Raw genomic sequence first — 16155 nt, 5'->3', positions numbered from 1 at the left:
ATCAAGCGATCACGGGTTGTCATTTCGATCACTGGTTGTCGTTTTGATTTGAAGGTATCGTGTTAGGTCTGAAAAAGAGCTAACGCAAAGGACGTGTACGCCAAATAATACGGTTCAAATTTAGGGGTTGATCCACCTTTTGGCTGTCGCGACTCGCCAATAGCTTGACATCTGATACCGCCCACCTGAAGCTGCATCAGAAGTACATCAATAAATGGTCTGCTTTAGCCGAACTGTCCCTCATTCCGGGTGTGGGAACCCAGAACAGTGGCTTACTACTCCATGCAGGCGTGGGTTCGACAGCCCAATTAGCACAGATGCCAGCCGAACGCCTGCATCGACAACTCCTACGGCTACATGTGGCAATGTTAAGGCAAAACTCCCTTTGTCCAACTGTCGCTGAAGTCACGCAGTGGATCTTCCAAGCTCGCCGCCTGAACCGCCGCTAGCGCTTTAGTGCAGGAGCAACTAGGCCAATTCACGAATCTGTTTCAATACCCGATCGATCTCATCGGGGGTATTGTAAACGCCCGGCGTTAAGCGAGCGTAAGACACCTCATAAGGGGTAGTGCTGGCAATGATATTGTTCGCCTTCAGCTTGGCAACCACCGCCTTTGGTGTCAGTCCCTTCACATCAAAACAAACAATGGCGGCAGACAGATCATCTTCCATGGGGGTATACAGCTTAACGTGCCGCATATTTGATAACCCTTTTTTCAGTTGACGGCTCAGGGAATGCAGGCGTTGGGTCACTCGTTTCTTACCCATCTGTTGGTGAAAAGCAAAGGCCTGAGCCATAGCCCACTGATGCTCAAAAGACTTGAATCCCCCAGGTGTCATCCAACCGCCCCAGCCTGCCCCGCCCGTGAAAGTTGGGATCGTCGGTGTAACGGCATCTTGGGTTGCGGGCTTACCCCAAATAAAGCCAGAGCCTCGTGGCGCAAACATCCATTTGTGGGTACCGGCGACGAAGAAGTCACATCCTAGGGTAGGCAAAGCGTCGTCTTCTACCCCTAAACCATGGACGCCATCGACAAAAAATAGAATGCGATCTTCATCTGATCGATTCTGGTTGAGTTCCTGTAATTGGTCCGCGATTTTGGCAATGGGGACTTTGAGTCCCGTACTGGAATGCACCCAGGTTGCCGTTACCAATCGCGTTTTGGAACCAACCCCCTTGATCAAGGTCTCGACCATTTCGTCTTCAGTGACGGTCTGGATGTCCCGATACAGGGGAATTTCTTTGACCATTGCACCAGTCCTGGCAGCCTTATATTTCAAAGAGGTATGGGTGGAATAGTAATCAAAGGTGGTGGTCAGCATTTCTTGATCCGGTTGAATGCTAAGCCCATTGATTACCAGAGCAGTGCCCATTGTCGTACTGTCAGTCAGGGCAATGTCCTCAGATTGAACCCCCAAATAGTCAGCCGCATTGTCTCGCACCTCTGCCACTAGATCCTGCCTGTGGTCATAGAGATAGTGAGTAGGGTTTTCATCAAGGCCCTGCCGATGCCGATCGATGGCAGTTTGCACTGGCGCTGGATGGGACGCTAGCAGTAACCCCGCCATGTGAATATATCTGGGGTCCAAATTGAAGTGGCGTCGAACCGCTCGCCAATCTTTAAATTCCTGCTGATGGGGGGAAGTGTTGGCATTTCCCGCGGCTTGAGAAGGGACTAGGGTGCCTGCAGCTGTTCCCAAACCTGCGGTCAGTAGAAAGTTTCTCCGAGTCCAAGCCATGACTGTTTTCCCTAGCTGTTCATGACCGATCCTACAGTCTAGGAATGAGATCTCGGATGTGGTTTTCTAATTGTTTAAGGGCTTTACCTGGGGTTACCTGATCAATATCATGCACGCACCAATAGTCAATTTTATTTTCCCAGTCTGGGAATTGTGCTTGCATCAGTGGGCGGTGTTCCGTTTCATCAACCGCGATCACCTGATCCGCCTCGGTAAGATCCGTTAGGGTCAGCGATAGCGGTAAACGGAGATTGTCTGGAAGCTGAATGTTGTAGCTGAGTAGACCTTTCCGGGCATATTTTGAAATTGCCCCCACGTTATGTCGACCGCGTTCTAATGCTAATCCTCTGGAGTCAGCTTTCCAGTTCAGTGAGTGTTGGTTGGCTAAATGGTTGAACAGGAACTCAGAAAAACGACTGCGATAGTAGTTGCCGGTACAGAGAAATAGAATGGTTTGCACTCAATGGGGCTCGCTAATTGTGGGTGGGTGGCTCGTGATGATTAACACCAAACCCTCAGAAAGTGATCACTGCCTTCTGAGTTTAGCCTAAGCATACTAAGCCTTAACAGGCAAATGGAGTACCAAGCTATGGCTTTTATCGATACCCTCAGAATTTTGGGTCACGCATCTGCAATATCACTGTTTATGTTTGTGTTGATGTGGGTGTCCGGCGCTTTCTCAGGTCTGAATCGCTTTCAAAAGCAAAGCTAATACATCCAAAATTTTCTAGCAGTAACTGACGTTCTCAAGGTTACTCAGTTTTCTCAGAAGTCTTTCAGGGTAGTCTTAAGAAGATTGCCTATTCTTGAGACATCGCAGATAGGGCTACATCTTTAGAATGTTATTTGAGAATTGCGTGGCCTTTTAATACTTGACTTAGGTGTCAGTTCTGATGGTTCCGTCAGGCATGATGGTATTACAAAAAATCGCAGTCTCCAAATAGGCGAACCCTGCCTCCTGGTCTCCAATGAAAGCCTCAAACAAGTTAGCGTCCGTCAAATTAGCCCCATCCAGATAAGTTCCGTGCAAATCAGCACCGGTCAAGTCAGCACCGGTCAAGTTCGCACCAATCATGCTGGCACCACCCAGGTTAGCCTCAATCAACTTGGCATGGGTCAAGTCAGCTCTATCCAAGTCGGCAAAATAGAGGCTGGCATTGGTCAAATCGGCCTCTCTGAAAATTGCCCCATCCAACACCGATTCGAAAAAGTTAGTCTCTCGCAAAATGGCTTTGGTGAAATTAGTCCGCTCCATAAACCGTTCTTCGAGTACGGATCCACTCAAATCAATGCCGCTAAGGTTAACTTGACTCAGGAAGGAGTCGGAGTTCCCAAACCCAATATCTTGGATATTTCTGAAGTCTCTCTCCCCAGCAGCATAACGCTCCAACAATTCCTCAGCAGTCATCACTACAACTCCCAAAACACAATAGTTCCCACCTGGCTCCAATTCCTCCAGGACTCCACTCCATTTAACCTCAACATCGAAATCACCGATCTCCCCACCGGCCAACTCGCCGATGGTGGCTGGTGTTAGCCTTATCCCGCATCACCTAAAGCTGGGAAGAGCCTTTGTCGTTGACATTTGATAACCATCTCCCAAGATTGCATAAATCATAATCATTGCGAACCAAAATTATGTTCATTAAAGACGGTGGGCTTGTTGTTTAAACTCAGACAAGCCCACTTTTAAGTGCATTATCAAGACCATCAATGACTCAATGGTGAGTGTAGGAACGACTTTTACTCTTCATCACATTCCTACAATGATTGACCATAGACAGAACCCGAGTCCTAAGCTTGTCATATGCTGAGGAAGCAGAACGGTGATGGGTTGACGGGCAATCTTCTGGGTGAGTATCCAGGTTAGGGAGACAGAAAAGAGTAGGGTGCTGCCTTGCAGAAAACTAACCACTGCGGGATGGGCCACCCAGATTGGCAGTCCCGAACCAGAGAAACCAAAAGTGGCCCAAGTGACTGGTAAGATTTGCCCTGCTTCAGTCAAACCTAAACGCAAGTAATGGGCCAAACTACCCCCTAGGACAAGGGGGAGATAGCCATAGGCCAGCTCTTGAAAGGGTCTGGGTTTTAAGTTTGGGCTAAATCGGCACAAGATAGTGTGGGTCAACAGGGGAATAGCAGCAACCATTCCCAGAACCACGACTGACACCAGCAAATGAGCTGAAAACTGTTGTAAATGCAAGTCAATTCCCAGCCAAATCTGCAGTTCGGGGAGTCGATGTAGAAAAATTCCTCCCAACAATAACAGAAGTAATGCGACCTCATAGATTCGAGGCGTATGGGTCGTCCATAATTCAATGCCGGGTGGCCGTAAATTAAACTCGACCGAGCGGTGGGGACAAGCTTGCAGGCAGGTCATACACAGCACGCAATCTCGATTGTCTTCTAGTTGAGCAGGATGGGAATAGAGAGGACAGCCATCCGTTTCTTGCCCTTCCCCTTTTTCAGGCCCGCCTTTATAGCATTGATAAGTACTGCACTCGGCAGAACAAGTCCCTTGTTGCGCCCTCAGCTCAGTCATGGACAGTTTGGCAAATAAGCCATTCATGCCTCCAATGGGACAGAGATAACGACACCAAAACCGCCGTTCAAAAATCTGGGAACAAATCACCGCCCCAGCGGTAATCAGCAGCAGCAGGCAACTCGACAAATAGGCCGTATCCTCTAAATTCCACAGCTCTTCCCACAGAAAAATCAGAGCAAACAGACCAAACAAGAACCAGCCCCCCCACTGCTCTGCCTGCTGCCGGGGCCAGCGCTGCAATTGCCTCGGCACCAGCCATAGAGATAGCTTTTGCAGCAGTTCACCACAAATCATAAAGGGACAGACGGAGCACCAGAGACGGCCCACAAAGGGAAAGCCGATTAATATCAACGGCCACCACCAGGCCCAAAATAAATTCAAGGCAAAGTTCTGACTCCGCTGCTGGGGACCCACAAATAGAATAATCACCACAAAAATAAACAGGGGTAAGACAATGCCATAGTTGATGCGGGTGGGCCACCAGGGACTGCGGAGAAAGCGGCGTAGCCAAGGGTTAGCATTTAGCAGGTTAAGACGGAAGCGTTGTTGGCGATCCTGGGCGGCCCAAAAGATTTCTGCGGTGAGATCTTCGTTGGGAGACGATTGTGCGATCGCACGCTCTACCAAACTTTGCAGTTCAACCACATTGCCTGGAAAATTGTAGCTTTGCAACCGCCTCAAAGCCTCTGGCGTCACTTGACGTTTGGAAATCCCTTGCTCCTTAGTAATCAGACTGATGTAGTACTCAACTTGAGCCCCTAGATCGGCTTTACTCACTCGCAAGGGGGGCATTTTAATCCGATGGGCAATCAACCCATCCAGTTCTGGCTGGATTTGTTCGGACGTGAAAATTAATCGTGCTTTATTCTGACGGGGTTCCACCGCTTTACCATCTCTTTGAACCGGAAAATAGGTCTGGGTTTCTAATAGCTGCTTGAGCTGTGGACAGAGCGCCTGAGGAAGGTCCTGGATATTATTAAGGAGGACGGTTCCCTCACCCACTGCCTCCAGTAGTCCTGGCTTTCCTCCCACCCGACCAAATAAGTCCGCCCCGCTCAATTGCAGAGTATTACAGTTAATTTTCACCATGGGTTCTCGACGCCCAGCGGAGCCAAAGTGAATCAGCGAGGCTGCATTATCTTTTTCCAGGCCCGGCTCGCCAAAAATCAATACTGAATCGCGAGTTTGGGCCGCCGCTTTCAGTTGCTCCCGCAACCGCTTAGCATAGCGGCTAACCCCCACGATGCCTCGATTAATTTTTGGTATTAAATAGGGTCTGATAAGCGCTTGTCGTTCTTGTTCATCTGCGAGCTGTTGGGAAACTTGAGCTAAATCCTGAGACAGCTTTTGCGAAACAATTCGATTCATCTCTGGATATTGCCCCGCAATCCTGAGTAAATCTTGTTTGTCCACCACCCAAAAATCACAGTCTGTTAGGGTAATAATCGTTTGGGAAGTGGGCCGATCGAGCAGGATATCAAATAGATGCAGGACTGCTCCTGGCAGCAAGCTGACGGCTTGCGCCGGATCAACCAAGCTCGTGTGATAGCTCTCTAAGTGGCCTCGTCGCAGAATGTAGACTGCCTCTGGTAACGTATCTTCTAAGATCAGCCGTCGATTGGCAGCTACCGTCTGTTCTTTGACCTTTCTCGCCAAACGATACAGAATCTTTTCTGGAAAGATATCTAAATCCGTATGGGCCTGTAGCCAAGCGGTCATCGTTTCTGAGGATGCCATGAGTATTGTTTTCCTCAATGGGGATAAGAGCGAGTCATCACTGGTTAGTCCTAACCCACTTTTAGGCCCTAACAAATTCTAAAAACTTAATCCAACGCTCATTAACGGAGATAAGACAATACTACTTCCTAGCTCACTTGGATAAATTAGGGGCAACCACTTCAGGAAAATTCTCAAAATTACGCCGGACCCAATCCATCCCGACTTCGTTATTGAGCTTAATTTGTTGGGAGGAGTCCGAATACAACTTGCCCAAAATATCCACATCTTGCTCAACGGCAACTTGCCCAAATTTCAAAAACGTACCCCCCACAGATTTAAAGACCGGATGCTTACTCTGGCTAAACAGCAAAATATACGTGCGAGTTAGGTTCTCTGCCTCTGGAATAAAGAAATGGCATTGAGCGATTTTTCCCAAAGGCGTTTCCCCATGAAAAATGACTAGGCTCGGGAAGTAGTTCTCCAAATGCGCCTGAATGGTTTTGGGTAACAATATCAGATCTGGCTTTCTCAACTTTTCCGTCCAGTGATAGATTTCTGTGGGCATATCGTAAAACGCATGGGATTGATGCCCGTTGTCGATAAACTGATGAAATTCAACCTCGGTGATCTGAAATAAATCTCGGTGAGTGCCATTTTGATGATTGTAGTCATGCATCACTAGCAGCATGCTCAGTAAATCCGTCTCTACACTGTAGTCAGCGGCATATCCGATAAAGTCATAGGCTTGGGCAACTTCGTTCATGATGTTGGGAATCGGTATCTTCGGCTCATGTCCTCCATAGGACCAGATAAAATCGCCTTGAATAATTAGTTCTGGAGGCTGTAATTGGGGCAACGTCTTTCGTTGAGTACCAGGCAGAATGGTGCAGCCAGTCCCATCAAATTGGAGAGCATGAAAGGGACAAACAATTCCCGATTGTCCATCATTACTATCTGGCAAGGGTTCACACCAACCTTCTGAAAGCATCGCCCCCATGTGAGGGCAGCGATTGGGCAAGGCTTGCACTGTCCCTGAGCCATCTTGCCAAAGCACATAGTCCATCCCATACAGTGACACCTTGAGGGGCTGATTGACGGGCAGCATGGACTTGTGCGCCAATAACCAAGGCGCACCCGGAAGCATGGATCGCATCATCTTCTTTGCTCGCTATAAAATTGTGAAAGATTCGTCGTGTTTTAAAAATATGACAGATAATTCATATTCGTCAAGTTATCTCCGTCGACAGCCCAAACAGCAACGAGGCAAAGACAGGGTCGATAAAATTCTAAATGCGGCAGCAGATATCTTTGATCAGGTGGGTTATGAGGCTGCCACTACCCACCAAATCGCAGCCAAAGCAGGAACTGCCGTCGGCTCCCTCTATCAGTTTTTCCCCAATAAAGCCGCCATCTTCAACGCTATGGAATTGCGACACATTGAGCGCGTCAAGCTTTTTTGGAGTGAACTCAATACCCCAGAAGTGGTGCAGTTACCCCTACGTCAAATGATGCATCAGCTAATCACAGCCGCCGTTGGCCTCTTTGAACATCCCGTATCGCGGGCCATCTTTATTCAGTTTTATACCTCGCAGGATATGTTTCAATCCATTGATGAGAGCATGACCCAAGAAGCCATCAACTTTCTAGCGGATATCCTTCGTCAGCGAAATCCTTCTCTACCAGATAAGCAATGCAGCCTGCTGGCGGAAGTCTGTGTCCATAGCAGTAATGCAGTTACCTTATCCGCTTTACGCACTACTGACTTGGAGCATCGCCAACGATTAGCTGAGCAAATTGAAAATTTGCTTACGTCATATTTGGAACCCTACGTGGGGGATAACCCAATCAAGAATGTAATGAAAGTAATGAAATGCCCGCATTGCACTTCAGAGGATATCTCAAAAAATGGATTCCGTAGAGGTCAACAATGCTTTCTCTGCAAAACCTGTCGGAAACAATTTGTTGAATCTGTAATGATCGGGAGTGATTTGTAGCCGCTAATTCGCCAGGAATTGGTGTGTCTGGCAGTGTTGTGAAGGCTTCAGTCAAATACACCTGAAATTAGAGTAAATGCAGGTAGGTGGAATAGGGCTGGGTTCATCATTACAATTCAGAAAATTTGGGGGTACGCGCATATTCCAGCATCCAATCCGTTAAGCGATCGCAAATAGGTTCTCCCGTCAACGCCTGTAAGCGGGCAAACCCACCGATATTGCCAACATTGATTTCGCTAATTTTCCACGTCCCATCATCATCCAGTAAAAAATCGTACCCCAGCGTATGCAGGCCGCGCTCAGAATAAGCACCGACGGTATTGGCAATGGCTTCTTGTTCTTCAGGCATGATCTCAGCCAAGGTACAGTCCCCATCCACACTGACATTATTCACCCAGTATCCCGTTCGCGATCGTCGCAGGTATGCGCCATAAATCTCACCATTAACAACCACCACCCGTTTATCACCCGCAGTGACCTTCTGTAGGTAGCGGACGAACTGCAACGGTTCGGACACATTACCTTGCAAGTACCCCATCACAGACTGAAATGTTGGGAACCCATGAGTACCCGTTAGCGAATTATCAACCCAGAATTGGTTGGCATCTTGCCAAATTTTAAATACCCCTCTGCCACCACAGCTATTGGCTCGTTTCGCCACAATCATTTGATGTTGCTGGAAAAATGATTGGGCTTGTTCAACCTCACTGGTTACCAAGGTATGGGGAATATATGGACCCGCAATTTTACTCAGAAAATCGGGCTGCATTTGTTCTTGTTTACGGATTGGATGATTTAAGAACTGTGTTTGACGAGACCATTGCCCCAAAATATCTAAATAACCCGGTGGAAATGGCTTTAATCGTCGGCAAAAAACCAAATCAAACTCAGCCAGCGAATAGGTGGATTGAGGCAGGGTATCGAGTTGCAGAAATTCTGGATAGGTCAGCGATTGGGGGACCTGTACCGCCAATACTTGCTGAGGATCGTTAACCCATTCCGCAGGCGCATGAAACAACTGAATCTGAGGATGTTGGGCAAAATGGATGTAGGTTGTTGGCACATCTTGCTGAGGCGATGTGTACAGGGATGGATCGCAGATACAAAGAAGCTTAATCATTAAAATCTTTTCCCACCTAAATTGGTTACTGACATCGGGTCGACTTGTCTTATTCGCAATAAATGATCGTTCTGCAATTAAGCCTCCTAGCAGTTCTTGTGGAGGTTAGCTGAAGACTTTATCCTGAGCGGGGTAGAGATCTCTAGAACCAACCAGCCTAAATAGATCTAGTTCAGCAAGCTGTTGATTTGATCCCTTAAGGCCTGAGTGGTTTGTTGCAAAGGGCTAGATAAGGGAGTTGGCATTCGTTCAATACGATCTAGCATTTGCTGGTGATGCCGAAGCAGAGTAGGGCGATCGCCCCATAAACCTTCTATTTCATGGGTAACGAGATCCTCGGGCAAGCAGAAAAACACTCCCCCATTTGTGAATTGGATTTTGCCTGAGAACAGATCAAAAATACGGGCATCTCCAGTGACTGCACCTTGATGATCCTCACTGCCATAGACATGTAAACTGAGAAACGACTCTTGACCAGGATTCCCCATTTGGTGAATTAAGTCGTGATCGACGGCAATGACTGACCCAGCGTTGAACGGCAGGATGGCCTGGGTTGTGAGGATAGTATCTTGCAACTGGTAAATGCTGTGCTCAGCTTGCCCAAAGGACTGCACAGCCCCCCATTGTGCAGCGCCATGATCATGGAATGCACTGAAGTCTCCCGGCGCCCAGGACATCACCATAATTTCAAAATTCTTGTCCTCATAGACCAAATGTCGACCGTAGCTATCCGCCAAAGGATGTTCGAAATCGGCCCAAAACATCAAATCCTCAGCTTTAATGTTGGCGTCCTGCACACATTGACAGGCAATTTTAGGCGTCATATAAGATTGCTGACGGATAAGCTGGATAAGAGACTCCAAACTCTTGGGTAAGGTCAAGGAAGCAAATTCAACTTGGTCTAACATTATCCAAACCGAGTAACGACAAAGGGTATTTTTTCCCTAAAAAGCAAGAACTGCTCCAAGAGGGGCTATATTCTTCCCTCTATTGTCAAATTATGCCCAGGACATGAAGGTTTTCTGAGAAAGGCGTTAAGCCATCTTAAAGGTGCTCAGGTTTTTCCTGAGAATTCATAAACAGTAGTCAAGCCAGCAGCTGTAGGGTGTCGGTGTAACGTCGCTATCCGTTATACTCAGCCGAAATATAAACCTCTAGACTATTTCGATCGACCTGTACCGATAGGAGATTTGGGCGACAGCAGACTTGGCAATCCTCTACGTAGGACTGCTCATACCCCGCACTGACATCAATAAAGGTTGTAATTAATTCTCCGCAATAGGAACACTGGAATTCTGCTGTGGTTTCCATCGGTTCGCTCGAATTCTACTTCACCATTGTCAATCCTACTGAACCTAGAAAATACTGGGCAGCGAACCGAAATGATGTTCCGAATTGTTCGCAAATTAAGCGGCCTGGATTTCCAGTGGATGAGTGGCTTCTCGTTCAAGCCATTCAAATACGATATTGAGCTGATTGAGGGTAATTAGACCATGTTGCCAGAGGACAATATGCAACTGTCCCATCTGAGGATCTTGGCGACGGAGAGCAACATTCAGTTCGGCCTTCGAAATTGCGAGGTCGGTATGGAGAAAATGGATAAATTTTTGCTGGAGTGATGATGACATGATTGCTATGCCCTAGTGAGAAGCGTCATAAGGTTGATCAGTTTCGAGGACGTCTCCCTTCCAATCCTCGTTGGCTCGCAACGGTAGCCGATTAGTCACTATAGTGCCTATGCAGACAGCAGAAACTAACGGTAGAAATACTGAATTGTCGGGCTTTTGCGGAATTTTCAGTATAACTATGGAGAGATTAATCAGTAGCAGAAAACCTTTTTCCGTATATCTTTGGACAAGGAGAAAGGGAACAGCATATTAGGAGCCCTCTATCTTATGGGCCACAGCTCCAAGAGATTGTAATGATTTGATCTGGGCTGGTGATAATCCCGTGGTGCCGGAAACATTCATCCCTTCGTAGGGGCGCTCCGGTTTAAGAACATACATACATTCACCAGAAAGAACATCCCAAATCCGTAAAGTTTCATCTTCGCTAGCACTGGCCAACAGGCAGCTTTTGTCCGATTCAACAGGATTGAAGGCGATATTGGTAATTAATTGGGTATGTCCCGTAAAAGTTCTTTGACAATTGCCAGTCTCGACATCCCAAATATTAATCGTACGGTCATAACTTCCACTGGCTAGTCGCCTCCCAGAGGGGCTAAAGTCGATCCGGGTGACCTGCGCCGTGTGGCCCGTCAGAGTCTGCAGTAGTTTCCACGTTTTGGTGTCCCAGAATTTAATGTTCCCATCGGCTGTGCTGTAGGCCAGAAATTGGTGATCAGGACTCCAGGCCACAGACCAAACCCAATTGTCTTCATGAAACGTTTGCAGACAATCTCCTGTTTTTACGTTCCAGACGTTTACTGTTCCATCTATTCCACAGCTCGCCAAGCATTGGCCATTGGGACTCCAGGCAACCTGCAACACCCAACTTTCATGTCCCTCCAAAAGTTGTAGACATCGCTGAGTGTCCGCTTCCCAAACCCTAACTCGATGATCTGAGGAACCGGTGGCAAAATATTGGCCCTTGGGACTCCAGGCCAGACAAAAGACAAATCCTTCATCCTTCTGCAATGTGGCTAGACAAGCATTGGTCTTTATATCCCATAATTTGACAGCGTTGGATCCACTGGCTAAAACTTGTCCGTCAGGGCTACAGCTAACAGACCAAACCCAGTTTTCGTGCGCTTTCCAGGTTTGTCTGCAGCGACCTTGTTCCCAAGTGCGTATCGTGTGATTGGAGCTTCCAGATATTAGGGCTCGTCCATCAGGAAGCCAAGTTAGAGCATAGGAGTAGTCGATATAACCAGCCAAGGTCTTCAACGGTCGCCCGGTTTGAACGTGCCAAAATCTAACGGTTTGATCGCTCCCGCCGCTGGTTAGCATTTGACCATCCGGACTAAAGGCCACAGACCAAACCCAATGCAGATGGCCAACTAAGGTTTTCAGGTGCTGGCCACGGATATCCCACAATCTGACGGTGCGATCTTCACTGGCACTGGCAATCTGTTGACCATCTGGGCTGAAGGCAACGGCTGTAACAATTAGGTCATGACCGGATAAGGTTTGCAAGCACTGACCTCTCTGTACATCCCAGAGCCGGATGGTATGGTCAGCACTGCCACTCGCTAAGATCTGTCCATCTGGACTAAAACTGACGGAATTCACCCACTCAGAATGCCCTGTAAAGGTCTGCTGACACTGTCCTGCTTGCAGATTCCAGAGTTTAAGAGTGTGATCATGACTGGCACTGGCTAACGTTTTGCCGTCAGGGCTGAACTGGAGCGATCGCACATCGCTGGTATGTCCTTGCCATACTTTGGGCAACTGATTTCCTCTAAAATCCCATAGCAAAATATCTGCATCACTGCTGCCAATCGCTAGGGTCTGACCATTGAGACTAAAGGCTACAGACCAAACCACATTACACCTGAGTTCCAAACTGTTAATACACTGGCCTGTGGTGACATCCCAAACCCTAACCATATTGTCTTCGCCACCACTGGCCAGTTGTTGACCATCGGGGCTAAAGGCCAATGCCCACCCCCAGTAGCTGTGATCCTCAAAAGACATATGGAGTTGACCATCCGCAACCCGCCAGAGGCGAACACTCCCAGTTGCATCAATGGTCGCTAAAAAGTCTCCTTGAGGGCTGTAGGCGATGTTAAGAATGCCGCTGAGAGATTGAGTGAAAAGGGTCTGCTGGAAGTTTGCCTGGGAAAAATTTACCCGAGGCAAAGACATATCCCGTAGGTTCGCTTGCCAGATGGGAAGTTGGGAGAAATCACAGCCCGATAGGTCAATCTGGAGCTGACGACAGAGATTGATCAAATTTCCAGGCCCATACCCAGTCACTGGGCTGGTGCGGAGATGTGCCAGTATCGATTGCATCCATTGCGCCAGCATTGGGGCCGAGAAAAATATGTTGCGGAGTAATTGCGCTAAGGGCTCTAATATCAGGCGCTTTTGGCTGTCTTGAATGTAGTCTTTGACGGTTGTTTTTAACAGGGCATGGGTATGAAAGCAGGACTGTGATGATGATAGACCTTGCCCCTGCGCCGCCCGAGGGTCTGTATCTCCCATCAAATCTTGATACACCTTCTGGACTAAATCATTGGTCACATATTCCATGACCACAGGTTGCAAGGTGTATTGTCCAGATTGCCCTTGGCGACTGACGTTCTTCTCAATCAGGCTCCTCCAGGTGAGGGCTTCTAGAGATTCCAGCAGACTGGCCATGGATACCGTGGGCACAATATCTCGCTGCAATTCAGCAATCGAAGTCCACTCTCGATTAATCGCCAACCAGTTCAGAATGACCTTTTCCAGGGGACTCAACCGCTTAAACTGCTGATCCAACAGGCGACGTATGCCGTTAAAGGCCACCGTTTCTTGGGCTAAAAAGTCGTCTAGATTGCCCTCAAATAAATCTTGGATTGAGCTGGCAATAATTTTAAGGGCTAGTGGACTACCCCCATAGTGATGGCTCAGCTGCTGTTGCTGCTCAGGGCTGCCCTCAATTCCTTTAGCATTAAGTAATGCAGTGGCGACTTCAGATGAACCCCGCAGGGCAAAGGAACGAACGGCTAGGTCCAAGCCTTCTAATTCGGCTACCTCAGGCGGTTTCTCTCGGCTGGTCAGCAGTAAACAGCTTTGGTGAGCCGTTTCTCCCACAACCCGCAATAGATTCCCGTACTCTTCATAACCTGGGCGGTAGTATCCCACCTGTCCAGCCTGGAGAATCGACTCCACATTGTCGAATATGATCAGGCATCGGGAGGATCGCAGACATTTAACTAGTTGGCGGGTCGAGAATTGATCAGATTGTTGCTCAGATAGGAAGGGGATCAACTCTGCCAACACTTCGTCTGCTGTTGGCGCGTTGCGGAGCGATCGCCAAATCACAAAATCGTAGCAATGTTGGACCTGCTGGGCCAGTTTAGTGATTAAGCTTGTTTTACCAATGCCGCCCATGCCCAACACGGCCACTAATCGACACCCCTCGGTCAGATTACAGGTGGAAATTTGGGCAAGCTCTTCATTGCGGCCATAAAATTTAGAGACATCGGGGGCTTCGCCCCAGTCCACAACAGGGGCTTTCTCATTTGATATCCCTGTAGGGAGTGAGGTCAATTCCTCTGCGATAGGCGGTTTAACTAGAGAAATTTTGCTGACATCAGACTCGCCCAATCGCTGAATCAATAGGGATCGGAAATTAGTTTTTGTAACTTTTTCGCCTAGTTCTGAGGAAATGCTTTTCCAAAGTTGAGCGGCCACACTTTTGATATAGTCCGTGTCGTAGCCAGCCTCTTCAGCAATTTCTGCATAGCCTTTACCGTCCCAGGCTTGCTTAAACACCAATGTCTTAACTTGGTTGAGTGTTCCGGGGGGCAGGGTTTTTTCTAAAACAGCCAGAGCATCTACAGCAATCAAGGTTTACTTTCCAGGCTTCAGAAAATCCAAGTGTAGGCCAATTGTACCGCTGTGCCCAGGCGGAGGCATAGTTAGGCCAACATACCGATCTCACTTTTTGATCACATTGCGGCTGAATCTTTGTGATCTAGGCAACCCGAGCTTCTTACTTTTCTATTACTGACGCAGCTGATAAATCGCCATAGACTCAGTTCAACAACCTGAATGGTGATGGCTGAAACCCAAACCGAATCAACCATCGGGATGAGGAGATAGCCGCCGACCATGCGTTAACGGCAGTCGGGAAAACCACGGTTGTGCATTAACTATCCACCCAAATCACGCCGATTTAGCAAGGAGACAAACTTTGTTTTCCTGCTCAATCGCTTTGCTCATTATTCTTAATTTGGAGAAAAATTATGACTACTTCTTCCTCAATCACTCCTGTCAGTGAAGAAACCCAAGCCTTGGTCAATCAAAAAATGGCGAATGAGTCTGATGAGATTAAGCAAAAAGCCGGAGAGTTGGTCGACTTAATTAAAAAGCGAGCCGAATCTGAACTTTCTGCTGCTGACCAAATCACCCGTGAAACCTACCATCAGGCCATCAGTCAAGCGAAGGTAACCCTCAATCAAACAGAGACCTTTTTCCAAGAACAAGGTAATGCTTTGGATCAGTCTCTTAAAGAACTCAATGATGATGCCAGTCGCAAATGGGACACCTTTGTAGCTGAACTCAAAGGCATGGGAGATCGCTTCGATAAAGCCGTCAATTCTGCTTGGGCTGCCTTGATTAAGGAGTCATAGCCGGATTTTGCCGATGATGGCCTGATGGGCCTCTGCACTCTTTCCCCTCAGTTAGTGCTTGGATATTCCGAAGCTCTAATTCCAGGGGAAGGAGTGTCCCAGGACAAGACTAACTGCTAGGAGGTGGACATTCATGAAATGGAAAACGCTTCTGACTCAAATCACAATTTGGCTAGCGCTTGAAGTACTGCTTACAGCAATTGGGCTTGATGATATCGCTGATTATAGTGAGTTTCTAATTCATAGAACGTCAGGCTTCTACAGCCATGTCCAACGGGTTGCGACTTAAAGCTTAGAGCCATCGACCAAGCTTTTCAGAACCAACCCGACTAACCGATACCTACACGAGAGGGAGACGATCATGGGGTTCAAATATATCAATGAAATTGCCACGCCTGACAATATCAACCAGCTCTTGACCTTTATTGATCATGTTGCCGGGGCCGGGACGGATGTGAATGAGGTATTTGATATTAGCGATTTGCTGCGAGATAGCCCCCAAATGGAGCGCTGTCTGACCTGGATGAGAGAAGATCCAGCTACTGCTCAAATGATTGAAGAGCAATATTTAGGTCCAGAGTATGACTTGGATAAAATGCTGCAGATGCCGGAAGGATCATTGGGGTGGACCTATGCCCGAGTGATGAGTGCATTAGGGTACGAGCCCCACTTCTACCGTCTGCGCAATATGGAGACGGATGCGGATTATGTCATTAATCGCATTCGTAAAACCCATGATTTGCATCATATTTTGACA

General features: G+C 47.8%; 14 protein-coding genes. 4 read left to right on the top strand and 10 right to left on the bottom strand.

The features are described 5' to 3' along the window. Positions 1 to 164 precede the first annotated feature (164 nt). Entirely contained in the window at positions 165 to 449 is a 285-nt protein-coding gene (locus Q0991_RS10495) for a DUF4332 domain-containing protein (RefSeq protein WP_299488141.1), read from the top strand. Positions 450 to 468: 19 nt separating this feature from the next. On the opposite strand, the gene Q0991_RS10490 is transcribed toward Q0991_RS10495, so the two are convergent. From Q0991_RS10490 to Q0991_RS10470, 5 genes are all read right to left on the bottom strand, one after another. Continuing rightward, positions 469 to 1740, bottom strand: a complete 1272-nt coding sequence (locus Q0991_RS10490; protein ID WP_299488139.1) for an aminotransferase class V-fold PLP-dependent enzyme — start codon at positions 1738 to 1740, stop codon at positions 469 to 471. Between the two features lie 31 nt (positions 1741 to 1771). After that, positions 1772 to 2200 (bottom strand): low molecular weight phosphatase family protein, encoded by a 429-nt coding sequence (locus Q0991_RS10485; protein ID WP_299488137.1) that lies wholly within the window; start codon positions 2198 to 2200, stop codon positions 1772 to 1774. Positions 2201 to 2617: 417 nt separating this feature from the next. Next, positions 2618 to 3148 carry a pentapeptide repeat-containing protein gene (locus Q0991_RS10480; protein WP_299488135.1) on the bottom strand — a complete coding sequence of 177 codons (531 nt, stop codon included), beginning with the start codon at positions 3146 to 3148 and terminating at the stop codon, positions 2618 to 2620. Positions 3149 to 3493: 345 nt separating this feature from the next. Next, positions 3494 to 6022 carry a sigma 54-interacting transcriptional regulator gene (locus Q0991_RS10475; protein WP_299488132.1) on the bottom strand — a complete coding sequence of 843 codons (2529 nt, stop codon included), beginning with the start codon at positions 6020 to 6022 and terminating at the stop codon, positions 3494 to 3496. 133 nt (positions 6023 to 6155) lie between these two features. Further along, positions 6156 to 7157, bottom strand: a complete 1002-nt coding sequence (locus Q0991_RS10470) for a Rieske 2Fe-2S domain-containing protein (protein WP_366524945.1) — start codon at positions 7155 to 7157, stop codon at positions 6156 to 6158. Positions 7158 to 7209: 52 nt separating this feature from the next. Between Q0991_RS10470 and Q0991_RS10465 the strand changes: the two genes are divergently transcribed. Continuing rightward, a complete protein-coding gene (locus Q0991_RS10465) occupies positions 7210 to 7998 on the top strand; it encodes a TetR family transcriptional regulator (RefSeq protein WP_299488129.1) in 789 nt (262 codons plus the stop codon). A 109-nt stretch (positions 7999 to 8107) separates the two neighbouring features. Here Q0991_RS10465 and Q0991_RS10460 read toward each other — a convergent pair whose 3' ends face one another. From Q0991_RS10460 to Q0991_RS10440, 5 genes are all read right to left on the bottom strand, one after another. Continuing rightward, the gene (locus tag Q0991_RS10460) at positions 8108 to 9118 is read right to left on the bottom strand and encodes a YheC/YheD family protein (protein ID WP_299488126.1); all 1011 of its coding nucleotides are present in this window, start codon (positions 9116 to 9118) and stop codon (positions 8108 to 8110) included. Positions 9119 to 9285: 167 nt separating this feature from the next. Then, positions 9286 to 10026 carry a cysteine dioxygenase family protein gene (locus Q0991_RS10455; protein ID WP_299488123.1) on the bottom strand — a complete coding sequence of 247 codons (741 nt, stop codon included), beginning with the start codon at positions 10024 to 10026 and terminating at the stop codon, positions 9286 to 9288. Positions 10027 to 10240: 214 nt separating this feature from the next. Further along, positions 10241 to 10429, bottom strand: coding sequence for a CPXCG motif-containing cysteine-rich protein (locus Q0991_RS10450; protein ID WP_299488121.1), 189 nt, complete (start codon positions 10427 to 10429; stop codon positions 10241 to 10243). A 95-nt stretch (positions 10430 to 10524) separates the two neighbouring features. Then, positions 10525 to 10746 carry a DUF2949 domain-containing protein gene (locus Q0991_RS10445; RefSeq protein WP_299488119.1) on the bottom strand — a complete coding sequence of 74 codons (222 nt, stop codon included), beginning with the start codon at positions 10744 to 10746 and terminating at the stop codon, positions 10525 to 10527. 249 nt (positions 10747 to 10995) lie between these two features. Further along, a complete protein-coding gene (locus Q0991_RS10440) occupies positions 10996 to 14613 on the bottom strand; it encodes an NB-ARC domain-containing protein (protein ID WP_299488117.1) in 3618 nt (1205 codons plus the stop codon). Between the two features lie 398 nt (positions 14614 to 15011). Between Q0991_RS10440 and Q0991_RS10435 the strand changes: the two genes are divergently transcribed. Next, entirely contained in the window at positions 15012 to 15398 is a 387-nt protein-coding gene (locus Q0991_RS10435; protein WP_299488115.1) for a hypothetical protein, read from the top strand. A 361-nt stretch (positions 15399 to 15759) separates the two neighbouring features. Continuing rightward, a partial coding sequence (locus Q0991_RS10430) for a Coq4 family protein (RefSeq protein WP_299488113.1) occupies positions 15760 to 16155 on the top strand: 396 nt, incomplete at its 3' end.

It is taken from the genome of Acaryochloris sp. IP29b_bin.137 (assembly GCF_028285745.1).
Classification (GTDB): domain Bacteria; phylum Cyanobacteriota; class Cyanobacteriia; order Thermosynechococcales; family Thermosynechococcaceae; genus Acaryochloris.
This window is presented reverse-complemented; position numbering and strand designations above follow the sequence as displayed.